This is a genomic window from Mycolicibacterium sp. P4_G11 (genome assembly GCF_056555145.1).
This window is the reverse complement of sequence record NZ_JBFUJW010000009.1, coordinates 67,452-91,228: the sequence shown is the minus strand read 5'-3', so window position 1 is coordinate 91,228 and position 23,777 is coordinate 67,452. Positions and strand designations below refer to the sequence as shown.

At 67.1% G+C, this 23,777-nt stretch carries 24 protein-coding genes; 11 read left to right on the top strand and 13 right to left on the bottom strand.

The features are described 5' to 3' along the window. Positions 1 to 124: 124 nt before the first annotated feature. From AC1U2B_RS20255 to AC1U2B_RS20235, 5 genes are read left to right on the top strand one after another with little or no spacing between them, the layout of a single operon-like run. Positions 125 to 1,648 (top strand): nitric oxide reductase activation protein NorD, encoded by a 1,524-nt coding sequence (locus tag AC1U2B_RS20255; RefSeq protein ID WP_480218191.1) that lies wholly within the window; start codon positions 125 to 127, stop codon positions 1,646 to 1,648. Then, complete coding sequence (locus tag AC1U2B_RS20250) at positions 1,645 to 2,451, top strand: CbbQ/NirQ/NorQ/GpvN family protein (protein ID WP_480218190.1); 807 nt, start codon at positions 1,645 to 1,647, stop codon at positions 2,449 to 2,451. Before AC1U2B_RS20255 ends, AC1U2B_RS20250 begins: the two co-directional genes overlap by 4 nt. A 37-nt stretch (positions 2,452 to 2,488) precedes the next feature. Continuing rightward, on the top strand, positions 2,489 to 2,617 hold the full coding sequence (locus AC1U2B_RS20245) for a hypothetical protein (protein WP_256370088.1): 129 nt from the start codon (positions 2,489 to 2,491) through the stop codon (positions 2,615 to 2,617). Further along, positions 2,614 to 3,303 (top strand): hypothetical protein, encoded by a 690-nt coding sequence (locus AC1U2B_RS20240; RefSeq protein ID WP_480218189.1) that lies wholly within the window; start codon positions 2,614 to 2,616, stop codon positions 3,301 to 3,303. The genes AC1U2B_RS20245 and AC1U2B_RS20240 overlap by 4 nt, the downstream gene beginning before the upstream one ends. A gap of 10 nt (positions 3,304 to 3,313) precedes the next feature. Next, positions 3,314 to 3,733, top strand: coding sequence for a hypothetical protein (locus AC1U2B_RS20235; RefSeq protein WP_480218188.1), 420 nt, complete (start codon positions 3,314 to 3,316; stop codon positions 3,731 to 3,733). Between the two features lie 61 nt (positions 3,734 to 3,794). Here AC1U2B_RS20235 and AC1U2B_RS20230 read toward each other — a convergent pair whose 3' ends face one another. The 3 genes from AC1U2B_RS20230 to AC1U2B_RS20220 form a co-directional block, all read right to left on the bottom strand. Next, a complete protein-coding gene (locus AC1U2B_RS20230; RefSeq protein WP_480218187.1) occupies positions 3,795 to 4,169 on the bottom strand; it encodes a DoxX family protein in 375 nt (124 codons plus the stop codon). Positions 4,170 to 4,328: 159 nt separating this feature from the next. Then, a complete protein-coding gene (locus AC1U2B_RS20225; protein WP_043397716.1) occupies positions 4,329 to 4,622 on the bottom strand; it encodes a DUF3017 domain-containing protein in 294 nt (97 codons plus the stop codon). After that, positions 4,619 to 5,470, bottom strand: coding sequence for a bifunctional methylenetetrahydrofolate dehydrogenase/methenyltetrahydrofolate cyclohydrolase (locus AC1U2B_RS20220; RefSeq protein WP_480218330.1), 852 nt, complete (start codon positions 5,468 to 5,470; stop codon positions 4,619 to 4,621). The genes AC1U2B_RS20225 and AC1U2B_RS20220 overlap by 4 nt, the downstream gene beginning before the upstream one ends. A gap of 70 nt (positions 5,471 to 5,540) precedes the next feature. Between AC1U2B_RS20220 and AC1U2B_RS20215 the strand changes: the two genes are divergently transcribed. Together AC1U2B_RS20215 and AC1U2B_RS20210 are read left to right on the top strand one after the other, a co-directional pair. Further along, on the top strand, positions 5,541 to 6,731 hold the full coding sequence (locus AC1U2B_RS20215) for an NADH:flavin oxidoreductase (protein WP_480218186.1): 1,191 nt from the start codon (positions 5,541 to 5,543) through the stop codon (positions 6,729 to 6,731). A gap of 49 nt (positions 6,732 to 6,780) precedes the next feature. After that, a complete protein-coding gene (locus tag AC1U2B_RS20210) occupies positions 6,781 to 9,504 on the top strand; it encodes an FHA domain-containing protein (RefSeq protein ID WP_480218185.1) in 2,724 nt (907 codons plus the stop codon). A gap of 24 nt (positions 9,505 to 9,528) precedes the next feature. Here the strand turns inward: AC1U2B_RS20210 and AC1U2B_RS20205 are convergent, their stop codons facing one another. Further along, on the bottom strand, positions 9,529 to 10,098 hold the full coding sequence (locus AC1U2B_RS20205) for a pentapeptide repeat-containing protein (RefSeq protein ID WP_418005229.1): 570 nt from the start codon (positions 10,096 to 10,098) through the stop codon (positions 9,529 to 9,531). A gap of 19 nt (positions 10,099 to 10,117) precedes the next feature. On the opposite strand from AC1U2B_RS20205, the gene AC1U2B_RS20200 reads away from it, so the two are divergent. Next, positions 10,118 to 10,891 carry a DUF1906 domain-containing protein gene (locus AC1U2B_RS20200; protein ID WP_480218184.1) on the top strand — a complete coding sequence of 258 codons (774 nt, stop codon included), beginning with the start codon at positions 10,118 to 10,120 and terminating at the stop codon, positions 10,889 to 10,891. Here the strand turns inward: AC1U2B_RS20200 and AC1U2B_RS20195 are convergent. From AC1U2B_RS20195 to AC1U2B_RS20180, 4 genes are read right to left on the bottom strand one after another with little or no spacing between them, the layout of a single operon-like run. Further along, complete coding sequence (locus AC1U2B_RS20195) at positions 10,888 to 11,466, bottom strand: GTP-binding protein (protein ID WP_260937728.1); 579 nt, start codon at positions 11,464 to 11,466, stop codon at positions 10,888 to 10,890. The two genes, AC1U2B_RS20200 and AC1U2B_RS20195, sit on opposite strands and share 4 nt — an antisense overlap. Then, positions 11,447 to 11,833 (bottom strand): DUF742 domain-containing protein, encoded by a 387-nt coding sequence (locus tag AC1U2B_RS20190; protein WP_043988420.1) that lies wholly within the window; start codon positions 11,831 to 11,833, stop codon positions 11,447 to 11,449. The genes AC1U2B_RS20195 and AC1U2B_RS20190 overlap by 20 nt, the downstream gene beginning before the upstream one ends. 9 nt (positions 11,834 to 11,842) lie before the next feature. Next, positions 11,843 to 12,265, bottom strand: coding sequence for a roadblock/LC7 domain-containing protein (locus AC1U2B_RS20185; protein ID WP_071287196.1), 423 nt, complete (start codon positions 12,263 to 12,265; stop codon positions 11,843 to 11,845). Continuing rightward, a complete protein-coding gene (locus tag AC1U2B_RS20180; RefSeq protein WP_480218183.1) occupies positions 12,265 to 14,949 on the bottom strand; it encodes a HAMP domain-containing sensor histidine kinase in 2,685 nt (894 codons plus the stop codon). Before AC1U2B_RS20180 ends, AC1U2B_RS20185 begins: the two co-directional genes overlap by 1 nt. A gap of 244 nt (positions 14,950 to 15,193) precedes the next feature. On the opposite strand from AC1U2B_RS20180, the gene AC1U2B_RS20175 reads away from it, so the two are divergent. Continuing rightward, complete coding sequence (locus tag AC1U2B_RS20175; protein ID WP_480218182.1) at positions 15,194 to 15,817, top strand: TetR/AcrR family transcriptional regulator; 624 nt, start codon at positions 15,194 to 15,196, stop codon at positions 15,815 to 15,817. A 111-nt stretch (positions 15,818 to 15,928) separates the two neighbouring features. Beyond that, complete coding sequence (locus tag AC1U2B_RS20170; protein ID WP_192830312.1) at positions 15,929 to 16,396, top strand: tRNA (cytidine(34)-2'-O)-methyltransferase; 468 nt, start codon at positions 15,929 to 15,931, stop codon at positions 16,394 to 16,396. Positions 16,397 to 16,414: 18 nt separating this feature from the next. On the opposite strand, the gene AC1U2B_RS20165 is transcribed toward AC1U2B_RS20170, so the two are convergent. The 3 genes from AC1U2B_RS20165 to AC1U2B_RS20155 all read right to left on the bottom strand — a co-directional run bounded on the left by AC1U2B_RS20165 (position 16,415) and on the right by AC1U2B_RS20155 (position 22,184). Continuing rightward, positions 16,415 to 17,056: a nitroreductase family protein gene (locus AC1U2B_RS20165; protein WP_480218181.1), complete on the bottom strand. Its 642-nt coding sequence runs from the start codon at positions 17,054 to 17,056 to the stop codon at positions 16,415 to 16,417. 65 nt (positions 17,057 to 17,121) lie between these two features. Continuing rightward, positions 17,122 to 18,675 carry a succinic semialdehyde dehydrogenase gene (locus tag AC1U2B_RS20160; protein WP_480218180.1) on the bottom strand — a complete coding sequence of 518 codons (1,554 nt, stop codon included), beginning with the start codon at positions 18,673 to 18,675 and terminating at the stop codon, positions 17,122 to 17,124. Between the two features lie 209 nt (positions 18,676 to 18,884). Beyond that, on the bottom strand, positions 18,885 to 22,184 hold the full coding sequence (locus AC1U2B_RS20155; RefSeq protein ID WP_480218179.1) for an error-prone DNA polymerase: 3,300 nt from the start codon (positions 22,182 to 22,184) through the stop codon (positions 18,885 to 18,887). Between the two features lie 108 nt (positions 22,185 to 22,292). Here AC1U2B_RS20155 and AC1U2B_RS20150 point away from each other — a divergent pair, with 108 nt between their 5' ends. Continuing rightward, positions 22,293 to 22,721 carry a BlaI/MecI/CopY family transcriptional regulator gene (locus AC1U2B_RS20150; protein WP_260971309.1) on the top strand — a complete coding sequence of 143 codons (429 nt, stop codon included), beginning with the start codon at positions 22,293 to 22,295 and terminating at the stop codon, positions 22,719 to 22,721. A gap of 22 nt (positions 22,722 to 22,743) precedes the next feature. Here the strand turns inward: AC1U2B_RS20150 and AC1U2B_RS20145 are convergent, their stop codons facing one another. Then, on the bottom strand, positions 22,744 to 23,172 hold the full coding sequence (locus AC1U2B_RS20145) for a nitroreductase/quinone reductase family protein (RefSeq protein WP_480218178.1): 429 nt from the start codon (positions 23,170 to 23,172) through the stop codon (positions 22,744 to 22,746). A gap of 114 nt (positions 23,173 to 23,286) precedes the next feature. Further along, a complete protein-coding gene (locus AC1U2B_RS20140) occupies positions 23,287 to 23,664 on the bottom strand; it encodes a histone-like nucleoid-structuring protein Lsr2 (protein WP_480218177.1) in 378 nt (125 codons plus the stop codon). Positions 23,665 to 23,777 lie beyond the last annotated feature (113 nt).

Here is a 23,777-nt window from a genome sequence, read left to right as displayed (position 1 = left end):
GAGACATCCATGTGGCAGGAAATCGCCCGGCTCGCCATCGCGTGGGGCGCCATGGCCGCCCTCATCGCCTTCTGGTACTGGATGTTCTCCAACATCGGGACCTTCTGAGAAACCCGGTCCCCCAGTGTCTCAGTCGATTACGGCCGCCGAGCTCGAGCGGGCCTGCGCGGTGACCGCGGTCGCGCTGTCGGAACGACGACGGACCGGGGTACGGCTGATCTCCGGCGAGCAGCGCCGCTTCGGACTCAGTGCCAGCCGGACCGTCGTCCACGTCCCGTACCCGGCGCCCGCAGCCGACTGGTCGTTGCGGACCTACAGCTGCGGCATCGCCCTGCAGTGCGCGCCGTCGAAAGACCGGATTGCGCAGTATCCGCTGCACCGGTTATCCGCGCGGGAACTCGGCGCGCTCAGGCTGGTCGAGGGTGGGGTTGCACTGGGCTGGGTGGCGGGCCACTGGCCCGGCCTGCTCCCGGAAGCGCGCCGGACGATGCCTGGGCTGGAACCGGCCGACCCGGATCTCGATGCGAGCGAAATCCTCAGTCGAACAGACGCATTGGCGCGGTCCGGGGCCCGGTTGGCGGAGTACCCGGTACTGGGCACACCGCCGCTCAGCGCGGCCGCCACCCGTACGCTGGCAAGCGCGGTCCGGCGGACGCTCGGGCGCATGCCGTGGACGTCATCGCGCTCGGACGCCCAACGCCTGATGTCGATCCCGGTCGGCGGCGAAGGCGGCGTACGCAACGCCAACCTGCCACCGGCCAGCCGGCCCGAGGACGACGACCTGGACGTCCGGCCCGACCAACGCGCCGGAATCCCCTACCCCGAATGGAATTCGTGGCGTGGGGCGTTCCTGCCCGATCACGTCGTGGTCCTGGAACGACGGCAGACCCGGCACGAGCAGCGCGGCGGCGCGGCACCGGACATCCGGCGCTGGTTCGACGAACCCACCCACCGCACGATGACCAATCGGCTCGAGGACGGCAGCGATCTGGACGTCGACGCCTACGTCGCGGCCTATGCGGACGCACGCGCGGGTTCGCCGCAGGAGCCGAAGGTGTTCCGCGCCTTGCTGCCGAGTGCGCGCGACACCGTCACCGCCGTGCTGATGGACGGCAGCTCGTCGTTGGGTGTCCATCAGGGCCGGGTGTTCGACCTCGAATTGGCGTGCGCCGACGCACTTTCCCGGGCCATGACGGTCGCGCGAGAGCGCCACGGCATCTTCGTCTTCAGCGGCAACACCCGGCACCGGGTCGAGATTCGGTGCCTGAAAGACTTCAGCGACAACCACTTTGCCCTGCCCAGCAAGTCCGGTCTGGTGACGGGCGGCTACACCCGACTCGGCGCACCGATCCGGCATCTGACCAGCCGCCTACTGACCCAGCCCGCGGGGCGTCGCCTGCTCATCGTGATCGGCGACGGCCTGATTTCCGATGAGGGCTACGAAGGCCGGTACGCGTGGGCCGACGTCGCGCACGCGGTCGATGAGGCCGACGAGGCGGGCGTCGGCGTCTACTACCTGGGTCTGGGACCGGTCCGGGTGGATCCGCTACCCGAGGTGTTCGGCTCCCGACGGTCCCGGCGGATCCGCCGTATCGAGGAACTCCCCCGCGTCCTGGCACACGTGCACCGAGAGTTGGTTTCCGCATGAGGAATTGGGCCGCAACCGATTCGCCGTACCTGCCGGCCGGCAACGAGGTGACCACGTTCCGCCAGGCGTATCAGCGGCGACTGCCGGTCATGCTCACCGGACCGACGGGCTGCGGCAAGACCCGATTCGTCGAGCACATGGGCACCGTGCTGGGTCGCCCCGTGCTGACGATCAGTTGTCATGACGATCTGACGAGTTCGGACCTGGTCGGCCGGTTCGTCGTCGCCGGCGGCGACGTGATCTGGACCGACGGCCCGTTGACCCGCGCCGTGAAAGAGGGCGCTATCTGCTATCTCGACGAAGTGGTTGAGGCGCGGCACGATTCACTGGCGATCCTGCACTCGCTCACCGATCACCGACGAACCCTGTACCTGGACCGGGCCGGCGAGGTGGTCCCGGCGCCCGATTCGTTCCTGCTGGTCTGTTCGTACAACCCGGCCTACCGGCATTCCCTCAAGGACCTCAAGCCGTCGTTCCGCCAGCGGTTCGTCACCATCGCGATGAACTATCTGGCGCCCGAACGCGAGGCCGACGTCTTGGTCGGAGAAACCGGCATCGACATCGGCGCCGCACAGCGGCTCGTGCAGTGCGCCAACAGTATTCGTCAGGCCGACGACGCTTTCCACTTCGAGCCGCCGTCCACCCGCGTGCTGGTCACCGCAGCGCATCTGATCGCCGCAGGGGCCGACGAGGTGTCGGCTGCCGAAGCCGCCGTGCTGGCCCCATTGAGCAGCGACGGCGCCATCGGGGATGGTCTGCGCGAGATCGCCGCGGCGTGCCTACAACCGGCGGTCATCCATTGATCACGAACATCCCTGTCAGAAAAGGAGATTCACGTACATGAACGAGCAGGATCGTAAACGCAAGCGGGCACTGATCGTCTTCCAGCTGTTCGCGTACGGATGGCTGCTGGCGATGTTCCTGATCCAGTTGCACATGTCGATCGTCCGGGGCTGGTGGTCGCTGTGAGCGCGACGACAGTACCGACCGTCAGCTACGACCAGCACCACGACGAATCCCGGCTCGCGCAACGGCAAGCGGACCGCTGGCTGATCACCGGCACCCTGTTGATGGGGTCGATGTTCATCGGCTTCGTCGGGCTGCCGTTCTTCCTGCGCGGCGTCTGGCTGCAACGGCGTGCGCAAAAGGCGGGGCTGTCGGTGCGGCCGATCATCGTGACACTCATCGGCTATCTGGTGATCCTCGACGCCGCGCTCAACAGCATCGGGTGGTCACTGGACCTGCTGGCCAACCACACCCTGCTGAACCGCACCATCATCACCGCGTGGGGCAACATGTTCGACGCCGGATACTTCTGGCACTACAACGAACTGTGGATCGGCGGAGCGGGCGCACCGGGCGAAAAGGCCTGGGAGGTCGCGCTGATCCTCACGGTGTTCACCATGCGCATCGCCGCCGGTATCGCGTTCCTGCAGATGAAGCGATGGGGCCACCAGTGGCTGATCATCACCTGCTGGTTCGGCATCGTCATCTGGATCGGCTACACATTCAACATGACGATGTTCGCCGATATCCGTTACGCCGGAGTGGTTTTCCCGGTCGTCGGCTGGTGGCTGTACGACATCTTCTACATCACACCGTTCCTGGCCATCCCATATCTGCACACTGTCAACCGCGAAATCTTCAGCGACTGAAGGACATCCAATGAGCATCGCCGACACCGAGTCGCCCAAGGCGGACGACACCCTGCCGCTGGGCACCACGCCCGTCTACGCCAACATGCACAAGTGGCTCAAGCGCGGCCTCTTCGTGTGCCTGTTCGGACTCGTCATCGAAGGTTCGTTCACCATGCCGGCGCTGGCCGTCTGGTACGGCTGGCCGACATTATCGTTCAGAGAGATCTGCAGCGAGCTGATGAAGGTGCGCTACTCCGACGACACCGTGGAATGCACGTTCCCGTACGACTTTTCGGGTGCGCCGTTCGGTGGACCCGCAGAAGCGACCGGGCAGAAAACCGCGCAGGACACCTGGGGCGTACAGCCGGTGCCCCACTATCATCGACTCGGCTTCCGGGAACTGGTGCAGATTCACGAAGACCGACTGGCCCGCACCAGCGGCCACTGACGGCGATTTGTGCACGTTTTTCCGCGGCGACCGCGGAAAATCGTGCACAAATCCCAGCGGATCAGAAGGCGTAGGCGCCGAACCGGCCCCAGGCCACGAACAGCGCCAGACCGAGCAGCACCACATTGATCGCCACGTTGGGGTATTCCTTGCGACGGCCATGGGTGACGATCGCGCCGACCATGGTCAGCGCCAAGCCGACGGCAGCCAGTGGGACCAGCACCGGAAGGATGTGGACCAGCGGCGGCACGATCAGGCCGATAGCTCCGGCCACCTCGGCGGCGCCGATCCCCCGGATGGCGTTCGGGTCGACGTCAGCGGCCCAGCCCTGGCCGGCCGCGACCAGCTTGTCTTTGGGAACCACCAGCTTCAGCACGCCGCTGCCCACGAAGACGAAGGCCAGTACGCCGGCGACGATCCACAGTGCCGTGTTCATGTTGAGCTCCTCAGCATTGAAGGTTGACGGTCTTACCGACCTGATGGAATTAAGCGGACTATAGTCCGAATTATTCCCAACCGTCCAACGCCGAGTGGCCACCTACTGCACACTTTTCGTGAAAAGCCGTGCAATAGGTGGCCACTCGGCGGAAGAAACTTAGGCAGTACCCAGCGGGTTGATGGTCCAGGCGACGTACAGCATCACGGCACTAACGGAGGCCGTCGTCGCGACGTCGATGATCCGGCTGCGGACCACCAGCAGACCGGCGCGGTCGTCGGTCAGCAGCAACCGCATGGCCGCGGCGATACCGACACCGATCGCCATCACCAGCGCACCGCGGCGCCAGTAGCCGCCGATCACCAAGGCGAACGCCACCACGAAGAACACGCCCACCGACAGGATCGGCCATTGGCCGGCGAACACCTTGCGGGCGAATTCCTTTGCGGTCAAGACAGTTTCGCCTCTTCCGCCTCGACGACGTTGGCCAGCAGGAAGGCGCGGGTCAGCGGCCCGACGCCACCGGGATTCGGCGAGACGGCACCGGCCACCTCCCATACGTCGGGGTGCACGTCACCGGCGAGCTTGCCGTCGACCCGGCTGACGCCCACGTCGACGACGGCCGCGCCCGGCTTGACCATGTCAGCGGTCAGCATGTGCGGCACGCCGACGGCGGCGATGATGATGTCGGCCTGCCGGGTCAGGGCGGGCAGGTCGCGAGTTCCGGTGTGGCACAACGTCACTGTCGCGTTCTCCGAACGCCGGGTGAGCAGCAGCCCCATCGGCCGGCCCACGGTGACACCGCGGCCGATCACCACGACCTGCGCGCCGGCGATCGGCACCTCGTAGCGGCGCAGCAGGTGCACGATGCCGCGCGGCGTGCACGGCAGCGGCGCGGGCTCGTTCAGCACCAGCCGGCCCAGGTTGGTCGGGTGCAGTCCGTCGGCGTCCTTGTCCGGGTCGATGCGCTCCAGAGCGGCGTTCTCGTCGAGGTGCTTGGGCAGCGGCAACTGCACGATGTAGCCGGTGCACTCCGGGTTGGCGTTCAGCTCGTCGATGACGGCGTTCAGCTCGGCCTGGCTGATGTCGGCGGGCAGGTCCCGGCGGATCGAGTTGATGCCGACCTTGGCGCAGTCGGCGTGCTTGCCGCGCACATAGGCGTGTGAGCCCGGGTCGTCGCCGACCAGCACGGTGCCCAGACCCGGTGTCCGGCCGGCAGCGGCCAGCGCCGCCACCCGCTTGGTCAGGTCAGTGAAGATCTCGTCGCGTGTGGCCTTGCCGTCCAGCGTGATTGCACCCACGACGAACATTGTGTCAGGCGCGGTGGAACCGGCGTTGACACCACCCGACACCACGTGGTCAGCTGCGTCGGTGAACACCCAGCCCAATGTGTCCACTGACGTTTTCAGTGAAGCCAAACTCGGTCCGATCACGCTGCGCAACCGGATCATCAAGGCCGCGACGTTCGAAGCGTCCACCCCTGATGCCCTGGTCACCGACGATCTGATCCGCTACCACCAGCTGCCCGCGGCCGGCGGCGTCGGCATGACGACCGTCGCCTACTGCGCGGTGTCCCCCGGTGGCCGCACCGACGGCTGGCAGATCTGGATGCGACCGGAGGCCATCCCCGGCCTGCGCAAACTCACCGACACCATCCACGGCGAGGGTGCCGCGATCAGCGCGCAGATCGGCCATGCCGGGCCCGTCGCCAACTCCCGCACCAACAAGGCCAAGGCCCTGGCACCGGTGCGGTTCTTCAACCCGCTGTCGATGCGGTTCGCCCGCAAAGCCACCCGTCAGGACATCGACGACGTCACGGCCGCGCACGCCAACGCCGCCAAACTCGCGATCGAGGCCGGCTTCGACGCCGTCGAGGTGCACCTGGGCCACAACTACTTCGCCAGCTCGTTCCTGTCCCCGCTGATCAACAAGCGCCGCGACGAGTTCGGCGGCTCGCTGGCGAACCGGGCCAAGGTGGCCCGCGGGACGGTCCAGGCCGTCAGAGAAGCCGTCGGCAACCAGATCGCCGTCATCGCCAAACTCAACATGAGCGACGGCGTCCGCGGCGGTATCCCGATGGAGGAGTCGCTGCAGACCGCCAAATGGCTGGAAGAGGACGGCGCGCTGGACGCGCTGGAACTGACCGCCGGCAGCTCGCTGGTCAACCCGATGTACCTGTTCCGCGGGGACGCACCCGTCAAGGAGTTCGCCGCGAACTTCAAGCCGCCGATCAGCTGGGGCATCCGGATGAGTGGTCACAAGTTCTTCCGCGAATACCCCTACCGCGAGGCCTACCTGCTGCGCGACGCCCGCCAGTTCCGGGCCGAGCTCAAGATGCCGCTGATCCTGCTCGGCGGCATCACCAACCGCGAGACCATGGACCTGGCGATGGCGGAGGGTTTCGAGTTCGTCGCGATGGGCCGTGCTCTGCTGGCCGAACCGGATCTGCTCAACCGGATTCAAGCGGACCGCAGCGTCAAATCGGGCTGCACACACTGCAATCTGTGCATGCCGACCATCTACAGCCACACCCACTGTGTGGTGACCGGGAAGCCGGACTGAACCGGCGGGTCCCCAGGAAAGTCGGCGGCAGCGGATAGAGTTGCCTCCGATGACTGGACCAGCCGCACTGCCAGCGCTCACTGTTCGCCATGACGCCGCCACTCGCACCTTCGCGCCGGGAAACGACGTCGTCGTCGGCCGCGATCTGCGCGCCGACTTCCGCGTCGCTCACCCGCTGATCTCGCGGGCGCACCTGATGCTGCGCTTCGATCACGGCCGCTGGGTCGCCGTCGACAACGGCAGCCTCAACGGGATGTACGTCAACGGGCAGCGTGTTCCTGCCGCCGATCTGCACAACGGCTCGGCGCTGAACATCGGTAACCCCGACGGGCCGCTGCTGACCTTCGAGGTCGGCCAGCACCTGGGGCCCGCCGGCACGCCGCCGACGACGTCCATGCCTGTCACCCCGGCGCCGACGACCAACCACCGGCCCAGCGCGACCTGGCCCAGCCAGCAGCCGTACACCCCGCCGTCGGCCGCGCAGCAGCGCTACCCGAGCGGTCCGCAGACCTCCAGCCCATCGGGTCCGCAGCCGCAGTATCCGAGCGGGCCGCAGCCGCAGTACCCGAGCGGGCCGCAGCAGCAATACGGCCAGCCTCAGCCGCCGCGCTACCCGACCGCGCCGCAGCAGTACGCACCACCGTCCGCTCCGGTGTCGCGGCCCGCGCCGGCACAAATCGCGCCTCATGACGAGCCGAGCTCGCCAGCCACGCAGTTCGGGCCGACCGCCGTGGCGCGGCCCAGCGAGAACAACCTCGGCACGACGATGCTCAAGATTCTGCGGCCCGGCCGCAACGCCGAGGTCCCCGCCGGAGCCATCAAGATCGGTCGCGGCACCGACAACGACATCGTCATCCCCGACGTCCTGGCATCACGGCACCACGCCACATTGGTCCCGTCGGCCGGCGGCGGCGCGCAGATCATCGACAACCGCAGCATCAACGGCACGTTCGTCAACGGCCAGCGGGTCGAGGAAGCGATGCTTCGCGACGGCGACACCGTCACCATCGGTAACGTCGACCTCGTCTACAGCGGCGGCACCCTGGCCCGTCGCACGGTCACCACAGCCGACACCCGCACCGGCGGTCTCGAGGTCCGCGGTCTGACGTGGACCATCGAGGGCAACAAGACCCTGCTGAACAACATCTCGCTGGATGCCCGCCCCGGCACGCTGACCGCGGTGATCGGCCCGTCCGGCGCCGGCAAGTCGACGTTCTCCAAGCAGGTGGCCGGCCTGACGCACCCGACCAGCGGCACCGTCACCTTCGAGGGCCACGACATCCACGCCGAGTACGCCTCGCTGCGGTCCCGAATCGGCATGGTGCCGCAGGACGACGTGGTGCACGGCGATCTGACCGTCCGGCAGGCCCTGATGTACGCCGCCGAGCTGCGGCTGCCGCCGGACACCACGAAGGAAGACCGCGAGCAGGTCGTCATGCAGGTGCTCGAAGAGCTCGAGATGACGAAGCACCTGGACACCCGGGTGGAGAAGCTGTCCGGCGGTCAGCGCAAGCGTGCTTCGGTCGCTCTCGAGCTGCTGACGGGGCCGTCGTTGCTGATCCTGGATGAGCCGACATCAGGCCTGGACCCGGCACTGGACCGCCAGGTGATGACGATGCTGCGGGACCTGGCCGATGCCGGTCGTGTGGTCTTGGTGGTCACGCACTCGCTGACCTACCTGGACGTCTGCGATCAGGTGCTGCTGCTGGCACCCGGCGGCTTGACGGCGTTCTGCGGCACGCCGAGCCAGATCGGTCCGGAACTGGGCACCACCAACTGGGCCGACATCTTCTCGTCGGTTGCCGGTGATCCAGAGGCGGCCCACCAACAATTCCTGCAACGCTCCGGCCCGACGCCGCCGCAGCCGGCCGCGGCAGCCCCGGCTGATCTGGGTGCGCCGGCGAAGACATCGCTGGTGCGACAGTTCTCCACCATCGCCCGGCGACAGGTGCGGCTGGTCGTGGCTGACCGCGCCTACACCGCGTTCCTGCTGTTCTTGCCGTTCATCATGGGTGTGCTGTCACTTTCGGTGCCCGGTGGTGGCGCGAACAAGTCCAGTGTTGGCTTCGGTAAACCTCTCCCGGCCGGCCCACCTGATTTCGGCGCCGCGCCGAGCGAACCGGGCCAGATCCTGGTGATGATGAACGTCGGCGCGATCTTCATGGGCACCGCGCTGACCATTCGCGCTCTGATCGGTGAGCGGGCGATCTTCCGTCGGGAACAGGCCGTCGGCCTCTCGACCACCGCGTACCTGGCGGCCAAGATCGCGGTGTTCACCGCATTCGCGGTCGTCCAGTCCTCCATCGTGGTGGCCATCACGATCATGGGCAAAGGCTGGGGTCCGGGCGCGGTCACCGGTGGTGCGGTGATACCCAGCCGCAACCTCGAGATGTTCATCGATATCTCGATGACGTGCGTGGCGGCCGCCATGACGGGTCTGGCGCTGTCCGGTCTGGCCAAATCTGCCGAGCAGATCATGCCGTTGCTGGTGGTGGCGGTCATGAGCCAGTTGGTGTTCTCCGGCGGCTTGATTCCGGTCACCGGCCGGGTGGTACTCGATCAGCTGTCCTGGCTCACCCCGGCACGGTGGGGTTTCGCGTCATCGTCGTCGACCATCGATCTGACCAGATTGGTGCCCGAACCGCTCCTGCCCAACGACAAGTTCTGGCATCACACCACCGGCGCCTGGTGGTTCGACATCGGCGCGTTGGTCGTGCTCTCGGCGTGCTATCTCGGCTTCGTGCGCTGGCGGATCCGCCTCAAAGCTGACTGAGGTGACTCGGCCGGGAAACGGCGGCTAGGAAGACAAGTCGAGGCCGTGGGCGACGGCGTAGGCGATGGCCTGGTCGACGTCGATGCGAGCGCCCCGTACCCGTGCAGTGGTCCAGAACGTCGCATCCATCCGGGCCGCCCGCAGATCAGCCTCCTCGAACTTCGCGTCCTGTACCCGCGCGCCACGTAGATCGGCGGCGCGCAGCACGGCTTTGCGCAGGTCGGTGCCGACGAGCGAGGCCTCGGACAGCCGGCAGTCGGTCAGGTCCACCGCACGCAGGTCGCAGCCGGCCAGGACCGCCAGCCGCAGGTCGACCTCGATCATCGTGATCGGCCGCAGTGAGCACTCCGTGAACGTCGACCCCAGCATGGTGCAGTGCCGGAAGGTGCTGTGCGCCAGCGAGGTCCGCCGGAAGGTGCAGTTGCGGAACGCAGAGCCCGAGTGCTCGGACTCGGTCAGGTTGACGCCGCTGAAGTCGCAGTCGGTGAACACCACCCGCTCGGTGCGGAGCCGGCTCAGATCCCCGTCGTATTCGTCGCGAAAGACGACTCCGGTGAATTCCGTGTCCTGCCAGTGCTCGTCGGGAACCGTCACGAGTTCGTACGATAGCCCGATGGCCGATCTGGCACGCCCCGCTGACCACCTGTCGAGACGTGGTTTCCTCACACTGACCGCGGCCGGACTGACCGCGTCACTGAGCACCCCGATTGCCTTGGCCGACAACGGCAAACTCATCGACTTCACGCACCTGCAGGTGCCGGTGGACCAGGTCGTGGCCGCGGGCTACACCGGGGTCATCGTCTACGTGTCCGAGCTGCGGCCGGGCGCGACGTTCGACTTCAAGCCCGTCAGCCGCGGCTACACCGACGCGCTGCGCGCGGCGGGTCTGCACGTGGTCAGCGTCTACCAGTACGGCAAACCGGGTTGGGTGAACAGCCCGTCGGACTTCACCCGCGGCTTCGACGGCGGCGTCGCCGACGCCCGCACCGCGTTGAGCCTGCACGCCGCGGCCGGTGGGCCGGATACCGCGCCGATCTTCTTCAGCGTCGACGAGGACATCTCCGCCGACACGTGGAAAAACGTTGCGCTGCAATGGTTCAAGGGCATCAATTCAGTGCTGGGTGTTGCGCGCACCGGCGTCTACGGCGGCGCCCGGCAGGTCACCTGGGCGGCCGACGACGGCGTCATCGGCCGGTCCACCACCCCGGGGCATCGCTGGGCCTGGCAGACCCGGGCCTGGTCCGGTGGCGCCCACGCGCCGATGGCGGTGCTGTATCAGGCGACGGTGGTGACGGCGTCGGACCCGGGCACGATGATCGGCGACTTCCACGTCGACGAGGACGACATTCTGGCCGCTGACTACGGCCAGTGGGACCTACCGCGTTAAGCCGGGGCGCCCAGACTGGTCAGTGCGTATTCGGTGACGGTGATCAGCGCGTCGCGCGCCGACTGCCGCTGCCGCGCGTCGACGGTGACGACCGGGATGTGGTCGGCCAGGGCCAGCGCCTTGCGGACCGCGTGGCCGGGATGCCTTGGGGCGCCATCGAACTCGTTGACCGCGATGATGAACGGTAGACCGCGCGCCTCGAAGAAGTCGACGGCGGCGAAGCTGTCCTGCAGCCGGCGCACGTCGACCAGGATGATCGCGCCGATGGCACCGCGCACCAGGTCGTCCCACATGAACCAGAACCGGCGCTGCCCCGGGGTGCCGAACAGGTAGAGCACCAGGTCGTCGGCGAGGGTGATGCGGCCGAAGTCCATGGCCACCGTGGTGGTGTTCTTGTCGGGAGTGCCGGCGAGTGCGTCGACCCCGGCCGAGGCGTTGGTGACGATGGCCTCGGTGCGCAGCGGCATTATCTCCGAGACCGCGCCGACGAACGTCGTCTTACCGGCACCGAACCCACCCGAGATGACAATCTTCGTCGACGCGGGGGCGTGCCGGTCAGAGTGCCCGTAGGCCACGCAGTGTCCTCCCAATCAAGTCACGCCGGTCGTCGATGCTCGTCGCTGTGCCGAGCGTGGCGTGTACTTGAAGATAACCCTGCGTGACGAGGTCGCCGATCAGTACACGCGCAACACCGAGTGGTATTGCTAACTTTGCCGCGACCTCGGCCACGGAGGGCCGGGTGGAACCGAGTTTGAGGATCTCGCCGCGCACATCGTTGCCGGGCCAGTGTGATGCGGAAGCGCCCGCCATCGGATAGATCGGCGCCTCCATGGGCAGCTCGATCTCAGTGGTGGTCCGGCCGGCGGTCAGTGTGTAGGGCCGCACCAGGCTGGGCTGCTCCGCGGTGAATGCGGCCTCCCAGGCGTCAGATGTCGGCTCCATGATGACGACCTACGACCTCATCCGATTCGTCGGCTCCGCCGTCCGGCGCGCGGACTGCACGACGGTGCCGACCCGTTCGACCAGAATCGCCATCTCGTAGCCGATCTGGCCGATGTCGCACGACCGGGTCGCGAGCGTCGCGAGGTTGGAACCGTCGCCGACGCGCATCAACAGCAGATAGCCGTGTTCCATCTCGACCACGGACTGCAGCACGTGCCCGCCGTCGAACAGCTGGGAAGCGCCGGTGGCCAGGCTGGCCAGTCCGGAGGCGACGGCGGCCAGCTGGTCGGCGCGCTCGGTCGGCATCCGCGAACTGGCGGCCATCAGCAGGCCGTCTGCGGAAACCAGGATGGCGTGGGCCACGCCGGACACCTCGTCGGCGAATTTCGTCACCAGCCAGTCCAGCGACTCGCGCTGAGTCGTACGCGTCATCACCGGCCTCCCGTATCCCGGGACTGCGACCGGCCCGCATGCACGCCACCGAAATGTCCACTGATACTCGCCCGGACCGCGGCGGGGTCACGCAGCGGCAGCCCCTCGGTGGCCGGGTCAGCGTGGACGTCCTCGTCGGGCGCACCGGGGATCAGCCGGGCACCGGGCTGACGGACCGGCAGGCCCGCCTCGGTGTGCTCGACGACCGGCGCATCCTGCGCGGCAGCTGCTGCGGACCAACCCTGGTCCCACACCGTCTGCCAATCGAGGTCGGTGCTGTTGGCCAGTTGCGTGGGATCGTCGATCAGCCATTCCGAGAGCATCTTCTGGTAGATGGCGTCCTCACTTCCGGCGGTGCTCTGCTGGGGCTTCGGGGCGGGGCGGGGTGTCGGAGCGGGGCGGACCTGAGGCGCTGGCTCTGGAGCTGACGGCTCGGGTGCCTGAGGCTGCGTCTGCGCCCGGGCCGCGAAGAACGACGACGTGTCGGTCGGTGCCTGCGCGGTCCGCTCGACCGGCGACTCGGCAGGCGCGGCGATACCGCTGGCGCCGGGGTTGCGCTGCGGCAGATTGATGCCACTGAGGTCACCGACGTCGGCGGGGCTGCCGAATCCGTTGCGCTGCTGAGGCACCACGAACGCCGGTTCCACCGCCGCGGCGGGCGGCGCCGGGGGCTGCGCGAAGGGCTGTTCCACGGCGCCGAACGTCGCGAAACCGCCGGTGTCCGGACCGAGGCCCGGCAGGGCGGTCACGCCGGTCTCCGCTGTCGACGAGCCGTCCCAGTAGGTGCCGAAGTCCGGGATCGCGGGCAGTCCGACGAGCAGTTCGACGGGCACGTAGATGCCGGCCGTGGTGCCCGAGTCCGGGTCGCCTTCGACCGTGTCGCGCAGCCGGACGACCAGACCGTGCTGGTTGGCCAGCCGGCCGACGACGAACAGGCCCATGTGCCGCGCGGTATAGGTGTTGACCTCCCCGCCTGAGCGCAGCCGGCTGTTGGCCATCCGGAGATCGGCTTCCGTCATACCGAGGCCGCCATCGCTGACCTCGATCACGAGCGCACCGTTTTCTGCGTGCACGGCGGAAACCTGTACCTCCGAACTCGGCGGCGAATAGCGCAACGCGTTGTCCAGCAGTTCGGCCATCATGTGCACCAGGTCGCCGGCGATCGAGCCATGGATCTCGGTGTCCGGGGAGTCGACGATGGAGACCCGGGTGTAGTCCTCGACCTCGGAGGCCGCGGCGTTGATCACGGTGGTCACGGGCACCGGCTCGCCCTGCTCGTGCGGGACGTTCGTGCCGGCGAGGACCAGCAGGTTGGCGCCGTTGCGCCGCATCCGCGCGGCCAGGTGGTCCAGCCGGAACAGCTTGGCCAGGCGCTGTGGATCCTGTTCGTCGCGCTCCAGCTGATCGATGACCGTCAGCTGCTGGTCGATCAACGACCGACTTCGCCGGGACAGCGTCTCGAACATGTCGCTGACCTGCAGCTGCAGCCTGGCCTGCTCACCGGCGAGCAGCACCGCCTGCTCGTGCAGTTCGTCGACCGCGTGCGCGACCTGACCGATCTCCTCGGTGCTCTGCACCGGCAGCGGCCGCACCGTCACGTCCGCGCCGGACCGTACCTCGTCGAGCTCACGGACCAGGTCCTCGTGGGCGACCTTGAGGGCGCTGTTGCGCAGCCGGCGCAGCGGCCGGATCAGCGTGCGCGCCATGTACAACACGATGAGCAGGGCCAGCACCATCACGGCGCCGACGATCACCGAGTCACGGATGGCTTCGGTGCGCTTGGCGGTGGCCTGATCGTCTACCGCCGAGATGACGGTCGCGGACGCGCTGTCGAGCATCTTCCCGGCGATCTCGCTGGTGGTCTGGATCGACTGGCTCAGGTCGGGATTGTTGACCAGCTGCACGTTCGGGTCGGACATCATGGACATCCGTTTGACCATTTCCTGGGCCAGCTTCAGCGCCTCGGGCGAGCCGACGCCCAGCACTTCGCTCATGCCGAACAACGTCGACGGTTCGGTACCGGCCAGGGTGGTCATCGAACTGCGCAGTTCGTTGTCCGGCAGTTCGCCGCCGAGGGTGACGAGCAGCTGCTGCATCATCATCTGGCCGCGGGCGCCGACGGCCCGGCTCAGGCCCTGCGTCTGGGCGCGAATCTTCACGTCGTCGATGCGCACCGAACCGGTGATGGCGTCTTCGGCGGTCAGCAGGATCGGCGCGTAGGAGGTGACGCGCTCGCGCAGCCCGATGCTGTTGGACGCGACCTTGTTGAGCAGCCCCTGGCCACCGTCGAGCAGGGTCTTGACGCCGGTACGGACGTCGGTCGCGACGTCGGTGTCCGTCAGCCGGTGTTGCAGACGACGTTTGCTCTCGTCATAGGCGCTCAGCGCCTGTTGTGCGTCGCCGCCGGTGGAGCTGGCCAGCATCGCCGCGTCGAACGTCGCCATGTAGTTCGCAATGGCCGGCACCATTTCGGCGCGATCGGCCGCGCGACGCAAATCTCCCGCGTCGGTCCAGCCCGAATAGATACGCATTCCGCCGAACGTCCCGGCCAGCACCAATGGCACAAAGGCGATGGCGAAAACTTTCCACGCGACCGGCCAATTCGACGGCGCGAAGCGAGACGGGCGTTTCGCGGGCGCGCGGGTGACTTGATCGGCTGCCGAAAACTGTTGCGCAGCAGTCATCGCGGCTCGGCTTCCCCGCCGGCCATCGGACCGCAATCAGCTAAAGGCACATGGTTCATATTGGTGTTCCCCGCCGGATTTTCAGCCCACTCGGGCACGGGAAATCCGCCTGGCAATCTGTCGCAGTATGACAGCGATGAGCAGCTGTTTCCATGCTTCACATCCAACGAACAGCGTTCGTGACCGATGTGTTGCACGGTTGTGTGGTAAAAGTGTGCGGCCATTGGTGATTTAGAGTGCCTAGATGGCACGGAGCCGGCTGACCCCCGACCAACGTCGGGACCAGATCCTCGATCTCGGTATGGCGGCATTCTCTGTCCTGCCTTTCGAGCAGGTGGCGATGGAGGACATCGCGGCACAGGCCGAAATCTCGCGGGCCTTGATCTACCACTATTTCCCCAGCAAGAAGGAACTGTTCGCGGCACTCTGGGCCAGGGCCCACGAGAAATTGGCCCACGACTCGCACTTCACCGCAGCCGACACCGTGCGTTCCCAGATCCGCGGGGCGCTCGTCGCGCACTTCACGTTCTACGAGCACAACCTGACGCTGATGATGATCGCCAATCGCAGCGCCATCGCCGCCGACCCCGCCGTGCGCAGCCCGATCACCTTCGAACTCACCCGGCTGCGCGACCACGCGCTCGACGCCCTGGACCTGGCCGGATCCGGTCGCGATCTGGTTTCGGTGGCGCTTTCCGGCTGGCTCGCGCTGGTTCGGGAAGTGGCCCTGGAATGGCTTGAGCTACAAAGCTTTTCTCGTGACGCGGCCGTCGACCTGTGCATGACCGCACTCGACGCCTTGGTGTCACCGCATGCCGATCTGAACCAGCTGCCCCGTGGCGTCGCCGGCCAGGCCACCGCGCGCTGACGATTTGCACGCTGCCCGGGGTGCGACACCGCGCCCAGCGCCGGGTGCTGGTTGACTCTCCCGATGACACCGGCGACCAGCCGGTCGGTGACCAGGCAGAGAGGCGGCACGGTGGCACTGAAGGTGCTGTTCTACTCACCCCGGATCGCGCCGAACACCGGCAATGCGATCCGGATGGTCGCAGCCACCGGCGCCGAGCTGCATCTGGTCGAGCCGCTGGGCTTTGACCTGTCCGAGCCGAAGCTGCGTCGTGCCGGGTTGGACTACCACGATCTGGCGTCGGTGACGGTCCACCCCGATCTGCCGGCCGCGTGGCAGGCACTCATGCCGGCCCGGGTGTTCGCCTTTACCGCACACGCGAATTCGTCGTTCGCCGACGTGGCCTACCAGGGGAACGACGTGCTGATGTTCGGGCCCGAGCCCACCGGCCTGGACGCGCAGACCCTCGCCGATCCGCACATCACCGGACAGGTCCGGATCCCGATGATCCCGGGCCGGCGGTCGTTGAACCTGTCCAACGCCGCGGCCGTCGCGGTGTACGAGGCGTGGCGCCAGCTCGGCTTCGCTGAGGGTATTTAGCCGAGCTGACGCGTCAGCTCACCAGGTGTCCCAGTGCGCGAGCTGCTCGGCCGGCAGCCGCTGGGCCTTCTTGAAATCGGTGCCCTTGGTGTAGGCGATCGGGAACAGTCCGCCCTGCGTGTAGCGCTCGAACGGGATGCCCAGCAGCTCGGCGGCCTGCCGCTCGCCATCGCCGAGCAGGTGCAGCGTCGTCCAGGCCGAGCCCAGACCACGCGAGCGCAGGGCGAGCATGAAGCTCCATGCCGCCGGCAGCAGCGAGCCCCAGTACGACGCCTGCATGCCGGCTTCGGCACCGTCGGGCCGCCCCTCGAGGCACGGGATCATCAGCACGGGGGCCTTCTCGAAGTTCTCGTTGAGGAACTCCGCCGAGCTCTTCACCGCGCCGGCCCGGTCGTCGCGCATATCGCCGCGCTGCGGTGCTTCCATCGCCAGGTACGGGGTGCCGTTGGTGCGGTAGATATCGGCCAGGGCCTTCTTCTTGGCCTCATCCTCGACGAAGACGAACTGCCAGCCCTGGTTGTTGGAGCCGGTCGGCGCCTGCAGCGCCAGATCGAGGCACTCCATGACGACCTCGCGCGGTACGGGCTTGTCGAAGTCCAGTCGCTTGCGCACCGATCGGGTGGAGGTCAGCACTTCGTCAGCGGTGAGGTTCAGCGTCATAGCCGCACATTACCGCCAGTCCGACGCCGCCCCGTAGCGACGGTGGCGGCGCCGCTGAGTGCCTCTCAGTGTCGCGGCAGCTTGGTCACCGCACGCACGATCGGCACCAGCGACTTCTGCCACAGCGACTTCGACAGGCCGAACGGCGGGTCGAGGTTGAGCACCTTGGACGTCGAAATCGTCTGGGACTCGGTGTATTTCAGCAGGCCCTCGGCACCGTGCCGACGACCCACACCCGAAATTCCCATGCCGCCCATGGGCGCACCGAGGCTGCCCCAGGCCAGGGCGTAGCCCTCGTCGACGTTGACCGTGCCGGACCGCAGGCGGGACGCGATCTGCTCGCCCTCCTCGATCGAGGCGGCCCACACGCTGGCGTTGAGCCCGTACTCGGTGTCGTTGGCCTTGGCGATGGCCTCATCGACGTCGGCGACGGGATAGATCGACACCAGCGGACCGAAGGTCTCGTTGTTGGCGCACTCCATATCGGAGCTCACGTCGGTGAGCACGGTCGGCTCGTAGAACAGCGGGCCGATGTCGGGGCGGGCATTGCCACCGGCAATCACCTTGGCGCCCTTGACCTTTGCGTCGTCGACGTGGCCGGAGACGGTCTTGAGCTGCCCTTCGGAGATCAGGCTGCCCATGTCGACGGTGAAGTCGTATGCGGTGCCGAGCTGCATCTTGCGCACCTGGTCACCGAACTTGCGGGTGAACTCGTCGGCGATGTCCCGCTCGACGTAGATGCGCTCGATCGAGATGCACAGCTGGCCGGCGTTGGAGAAGCAGGCGCGGGTGGCGGCCTTGGCCACCTTGTCGAGGTTGGCGCCGCGGGCGACGATCATGGCGTTCTTGCCACCGAGTTCGGCGGAGAACCCGATGAGGCGACGGCCGGCATGCTCGGCGAGGTGGCTGCCGGTGGCCGAGGAGCCGGTGAACATCAGGTAGTCACAGTTGTCGGCGATCGCGGTGCCGACCACCGAACCCGGCCCGGGGACCACGGCGTAGAGCGCACGCGGCAGGCCGGCGCGGTAGAGCAGCTCGGCGCAGGCCAGCGCGCAGTACGGGGTCTGGCTGTCCGGCTTGAGCACCACCGCGTTGCCCGCGAGCAGGGCCGGTACGGCGTCGGACACGGTCAGGGTCATCGGGTAGTTCCACGGCGAGATGACGCCGACGACGCCCTTGGGCTGGTAGGCGACGGTGGTGCGGTTCAGTCCCGGCAGCAGCGGCGCGACCCGGCGGGGCTTGAGCAGCTTGGCCGCGACCTTGGCGTAGTAGTCCGCGTTGGCGAACAGGTCGATGATCTCTTCCTGAGCCGCCCACCGCGCCTTGCCGGCCTCGGCCTGCAGCAGGTCCATCAGGAACTCACGGTTCTCCAGGACCAGGTCCCGGTAGCGCGCGATCACCGCGGCCCGCTCGGAGACCGGCCGCTTGACCCAATCACGCTGGGCGGCACGCGCTTTGGCGAACGCCTTCTCGGCGTCCTCGGCGGTCGCGACCGGGATGGTGGCCAGCGGCTTGCCGGTGAAGACCTCGTCGATGGTGCGGGTCGGCCGGGCGTCGATGTCCTCAATGGCGGCCAGCTGGCGCAGACGATCGAAAACCTGCGCTGACGGTGCGGGCATACTGGCTCTCCTGAGTCGGTCGCGGATGCGCGGTAATTTTGCGGTACCGGCGGTCTCGGTAAGACTACGTGACAGCCTGCGGCCGCCATAGATCCAGCTTTTTACAAATCAGGCATTATGTCAATGAACTGGGCAAAATTACCCACTACGTCTGGCCGCTGGCCACTCATCAGGGTGATTTCTCTGCCCCATGCCGTCGAGATTGACGATCATCGGAAGTCCCGGGATTTGGCGGTCACCCGCAGATCGAGCCGGCCCATCCGGTCCGCGAGCACCGTGACCGCCCCGCTGGCGTTCTGCACGATGCCACGCACCAACAGCGCCGGCGCGGTCTGCGCCAGTTTCCGGTGCCGGGACCACACCCCCGGTGCGCACAGCACGTTGACCATGCCGGTCTCGTCCTCCAGGTTGATGAACGTCACCCCCTGCGCGGTGGCCGGACGCTGCCGGTGCGTCACCGCGCCGGCCACCACGATGCGGGTGCCGTCGGGCACCTCCAACAGCCGGTTGGCGGGCACCACGTCCAGTGCGTCGAGGTCCTCCCGCAGGAACTGGGTCGGATAGCTGTCCGGCGAGATGCCCGTGGCCCACACATCAGCGGCCGCCAGTTCCAGTTCCGTCATGCCGGGTAGCGCCGGGATGCCTCCGGCCGACCCGATGCCCGGCAACCGGTCGGGCCGTTCCGCGGCCGCCGCCCCGGCCGCCCACAATCCCTCACGGCGGGTGATCCCGAAACAGCCCAATGCCCCCGCGGTGGCCAACGCCTCGGTCTGCGGCACCGACAGCTGCACCCGACCGGTCAGGTCGAGCAGAGAAGCGAACGGCCCGTTGGCTTTCCGGTCGTCGACAATGCGCTGTGCCAACTCGTCCCCGATATGCCGCACCGTCCCCAACCCCAGCCGCACCTCGGTGCCGCGGTTCTCGCACGTCGCATACGCCAGGCTCGCGTTGACGTCTGGCCCGTGCACCAGCACCCCGTGCCGGCGGGCGTCGGCCACCAGCGACTGCGGCGAGTAGAAGCCCATCGGCTGAGCCCGCAGCAATGCCGCACAGAACACCGCGGGGTGGTGCAGCTTGAACCATGACGAGGAGAACACCAGCGACGCGAAGCTCAGCGCGTGACTCTCCGGGAAGCCGAAATTGGCGAAGGCTTCCAGCTTTTCGTAGATCCGCTCAGCCGTCGGCCCGGTGATGCCGTGCAGTTCCCGCATGCCGTCGTAGAACCGACCGCGCAGTTGCCGCATCCGTTCGGTGGAGCGTTTGGACCCCATGGCCCGGCGCAGCTGATCAGCCTCGGCGGGGGTGAAGCCGGCACAGTCGACGGCCAGTTGCATGAGCTGCTCCTGGAACAGCGGCACCCCCAGCGTCCTGGTCAGTGCCGCTTCCATGGACGTGTGCTCGCAGGTCGCGTCCTCCAGTCCGTTGTGCCGCCGGATGTACGGGTGCACCGAGCCGCCCTGGATCGGGCCGGGACGGATCAGCGCCACCTCGACCACCAGGTCGTAGAACTTCTTGGGCTTCAGCCGCGGCAGCGTGGCCATCTGCGCCCGGGACTCGACCTGGAACACTCCGACCGAGTCGGCCCGCTGCAGCATCTCGTACACCGCGGGCTCGGACAGGTCGAGCTTGGCCAGATCCACCTCGAGATCCTTCTGCTCCCTGGCCAGATCGATCATGTAGTGCAACGCCGAGAGCATGCCCAGCCCGAGCAGGTCGAACTTCACCAAACCGATTGCCGCACAGTCGTCTTTATCCCACTGCAGCACACTGCGGTTCTCCATCCGCGCCCATTCCACCGGGCACACATCGGCGATCGGGCGGTCACAGATCACCATGCCGCCGGAGTGAATTCCCATGTGCCGCGGCAGATTCCTGATCTGCAGCGCCAGGTCGATCACCGCCTCGGGAATGTCCTCGACGTCCGGGGACTCGGCCAGCCCGTTCCATCGGCTGATCTGCTTGCTCCAGGCATCCTGTTGCCCCTGCGAAAAACCGAGCGCCCGCGCCATGTCCCGCACCGAGCTGCGGCCGCGGTAGGTGATGACGTTGGCCACCTGCGCGGCGTAGTCCCGGCCGTACTTCTGGTAGACGAACTGGATGACGTTCTCGCGCAGGTCCGATTCGATGTCGATGTCGATGTCCGGCGGGCCATCGCGCGCCGGGGACAGAAACCGCTCGAACAACAGCTCGTTGGCCACCGGGTCGACATTGGTGATTCCCAGGGCGTAACAGACTGCCGAGTTCGCCGCCGACCCACGGCCCTGGCACAGGATGTCGCTGTCCCGGCAGAACTCGGTGATGCTGTGCACCACCAGGAAGTAGCCCGGGAACTCCAGCTGCTCGATGATCTTGAGCTCATGCTCGATCTGCCGGTACGCCTTCTCCCGCTCTGCATCCGGCTTCCAGCCGTAGCGACGAGCCGTCCCGTCCGCCACCAACTCCCGCAGCCAACTGATCTCGGTGTGCCCTTCCGGCACGTCGAACGGTGGCAGTTTCGGTGCGATCAAACGTAATTCGAATGCACACTGCTCCCCCAGCTCGGCAGCGCTCGTGACCGCACCCGGGTGGTGGGCGAACAGCCGTGCCATCTCCGCCCCGGACCGCAGGTGCGACCCGCCCAGCGGGGCCAGCCAGCCTTCGGCCTCGTCCATCGAGTTGCGGGCCCGGATCGCCCCCATCGCCATCGCCAGCTGCCCCCTCGACGGTGCGGCGAAATGCGCGGCGGTCGAGGCGATGACGTCGAGGCCGAACCGCGGCGCCAGCGCGGCCAACGTGGCATTGCGTTCGTCGTCGAGTGGGTGCCCGTGGTGGGTCAGTTCGACAGTCACCCGGTCCGCGCCGAACCGGGCCACCAGATCAGCCAGCGCCTTGTCCGCGGCCTCCGCCCCTCCCGTCGACAAGGCTTGGCGCACATGGCCTTTACGGCAGCCGGTGAGGATCTGCCAATGCCCGCCGGCGGCCTCGGTGAGGGTGTCCAGGTCATAACTGAGCACCCCCTTCTCGCCGCCGGCCAGATGAGCCCGGGCCAATTCCCGGGACAGCCGCCGGTACCCCTCGGGGCCGCGTGCCAGGACCAGTAGATGCGGACCGGGTGGGTCGGGCAACTCGGTGCGGGGAGTGTTGCTGAGCGAGAGTTCAGCCCCGAAAACCGTTGCCATGTCGAGTTCCTTGGCGGCCTCGGCAAATCGCACGACGCCGTAGAGCCCATCGTGGTCGGTCAATGCGATGGCCCGCAGATCCAGCCGGACGGCCTCCTCCACCAGTTCCTCCGGCGTGCTGGCGCCATCGAGGAAGCTGTACGCGGAATGGGCGTGCAACTCGGCGTACGGCACCGACGTTCCCGGCCGAGCCGGGCGGTCCACCGGTTGATAGTCACCGCGTTTGCGCGACCAGGCCGGGCTGTCGCCGCCGTCGGCCGGCGATTCCGGGGATGCACCAGCCACCCGCGGCTTGCCCTCGAGCACCCGCTGCATCTCCGCCCAGCTCGGCGGCCCGTTGTGCCAACCCACCAGATCAGGATATTCGAAACTTTGTTCGAATGCCAGATGTGGAAATCCGCGGGAACTCCGCCGGCTCTCGTGCGACTAGATCTCCGAGGCGTCGGAGAGGGACAGAAGATGACCAGGCTGAGGCACTTGGGCAATCTGGAACGCGAGGTGATGGATCACCTCTGGGGCGCGGACGCGCCGCAGACCGTTCGCGAGGTCCATCAAGCCATCTGCGCGGAACGCAAGCTCGCGTACACGACCGTCATGACGGTGCTGCGCAGGCTCGCAGGTAAGGGCGTGGTCCGGCAACTGCGCCATGATCGTGCACACCGCTACGTCGCATCACACAGCCGAGATCAGCTGGTGGCGGGCCTCATGGTCGACGCGCTCGGCCAGGCTTCCGATCAGAGCGACAGGCACGCGGCGCTGGTGCACTTCGTCACGCAGGTCGCGGCCGACGAGATCGATGTACTGCGCCGGGCCCTGGCCACGGTGGACCCGCGCGCTTCCGAAACCGATCGTCCCGCAGTGCGTTTGGCGCCCCGACTCACCGCCTGACCGGAGCGGCGTTCGAATCCGCTCAGTCGGTGAAGTCGATCCGGACTGACACCGGAGTGGTTTCCAGCGCCTTCACCACCCCGGCCCCAACCCGGCCGAATTTCCGAGCGCGCGCGACGACGTCGTCGTCCGGCCTGAATTCCGCGACCCCGCTGCGCCACCGATCTCCCTGCCGCACACGGATATTCGGATTGTTCGCGATATTGCTGCCCCAACCGGACCGGGTACCGTGCTGGCAGATCACCCATGCGCCCTCGTTGTCGAACTGCACCGAAACAGGGACGCGACGCAGCTGCCCGGTCTTACGACCGATGGTCTCCAGTTCCGTGGCCAACGCGGTGCGCACGCCGAGTCTGCTCAACCCCTGCACAGCGGGGTTGAGCAGATAGCGGCCGATCGCCCGTTCTCTGCGGAACTTTCGCAACGTCTTGTCCGGGTTGGCATTCGTCATGACCGTCTCCGTAGTCGAAGCACCCGACCACCTGATTGGTGACCTCTAGGTCAACATAGTAGACCGATCGGTATACGTCAATCGATGATTGCCGCTCAGCCACAGACCCGCGGATCAGCCGAGCCGGGCCTGGACGCTCATCTGCTGCACCCCGTCACGGGCCGACTCATATCGCTGCAGCAATTCTTGTGGAAGGCGCCCACGGCTACCGACCTCATGGCCGTTCAACCGCAGCCACTCACGCGCTCGCCGGGCGTGCGTTTGCGGCCTTTCGAACGGCGGCTGTTCCACGAGCGAGATCGTTCGTTCGCCGGAACGGCTGGCCTTGCTCGCCGCCCGGATGTACGGCTCGAAACAGCTACGCATACGCAGTGCGTTCGCCTCGGACAGATCAATCGCATAAGCGACCCCATCGAAGGAGAACTCGAGCGTCGTCGCTGCCACAGAACCGTCCAAATCGTCGGTCCACAGAGTCGAATACCGTTTCGCCACTGGAGCATTCACCTCCGCAAACCGCACACCATGCAACACCTGCCAAGACAAGCTAGCGGAGCATCACAAGACCGGCTACGCGCTTTCGCCTCTTTCATTTCAGCTGAGCAAGT

What these genes read in the sequence shown, in the direction of transcription:
- AC1U2B_RS20250 (WP_480218190.1), top strand. Translation starts at nt 1,645, where the DNA reads ATGAGGAATTGGGCCGCAACCGATTCGCCGTACCTGCCGGCCGGCAAC.
- AC1U2B_RS20245 (WP_256370088.1), top strand. Translation starts at nt 2,489, where the DNA reads ATGAACGAGCAGGATCGTAAACGCAAGCGGGCACTGATCGTCTTCCAG.
- AC1U2B_RS20235 (WP_480218188.1), top strand. Translation starts at nt 3,314, where the DNA reads ATGAGCATCGCCGACACCGAGTCGCCCAAGGCGGACGACACCCTGCCG.
- AC1U2B_RS20230 (WP_480218187.1), bottom strand. Translation starts at nt 4,169, where the DNA reads ATGAACACGGCACTGTGGATCGTCGCCGGCGTACTGGCCTTCGTCTTC.
- AC1U2B_RS20210 (WP_480218185.1), top strand. Translation starts at nt 6,781, where the DNA reads ATGACTGGACCAGCCGCACTGCCAGCGCTCACTGTTCGCCATGACGCC.
- AC1U2B_RS20200 (WP_480218184.1), top strand. Translation starts at nt 10,118, where the DNA reads ATGGCCGATCTGGCACGCCCCGCTGACCACCTGTCGAGACGTGGTTTC.
- AC1U2B_RS20190 (WP_043988420.1), bottom strand. Translation starts at nt 11,833, where the DNA reads ATGGAGCCGACATCTGACGCCTGGGAGGCCGCATTCACCGCGGAGCAG.
- AC1U2B_RS20185 (WP_071287196.1), bottom strand. Translation starts at nt 12,265, where the DNA reads ATGACGCGTACGACTCAGCGCGAGTCGCTGGACTGGCTGGTGACGAAA.
- AC1U2B_RS20180 (WP_480218183.1), bottom strand. Translation starts at nt 14,949, where the DNA reads ATGACTGCTGCGCAACAGTTTTCGGCAGCCGATCAAGTCACCCGCGCG.
- AC1U2B_RS20175 (WP_480218182.1), top strand. Translation starts at nt 15,194, where the DNA reads ATGGCACGGAGCCGGCTGACCCCCGACCAACGTCGGGACCAGATCCTC.
- AC1U2B_RS20165 (WP_480218181.1), bottom strand. Translation starts at nt 17,056, where the DNA reads ATGACGCTGAACCTCACCGCTGACGAAGTGCTGACCTCCACCCGATCG.
- AC1U2B_RS20160 (WP_480218180.1), bottom strand. Translation starts at nt 18,675, where the DNA reads ATGCCCGCACCGTCAGCGCAGGTTTTCGATCGTCTGCGCCAGCTGGCC.
- AC1U2B_RS20150 (WP_260971309.1), top strand. Translation starts at nt 22,293, where the DNA reads ATGACCAGGCTGAGGCACTTGGGCAATCTGGAACGCGAGGTGATGGAT.
- AC1U2B_RS20145 (WP_480218178.1), bottom strand. Translation starts at nt 23,172, where the DNA reads ATGACGAATGCCAACCCGGACAAGACGTTGCGAAAGTTCCGCAGAGAA.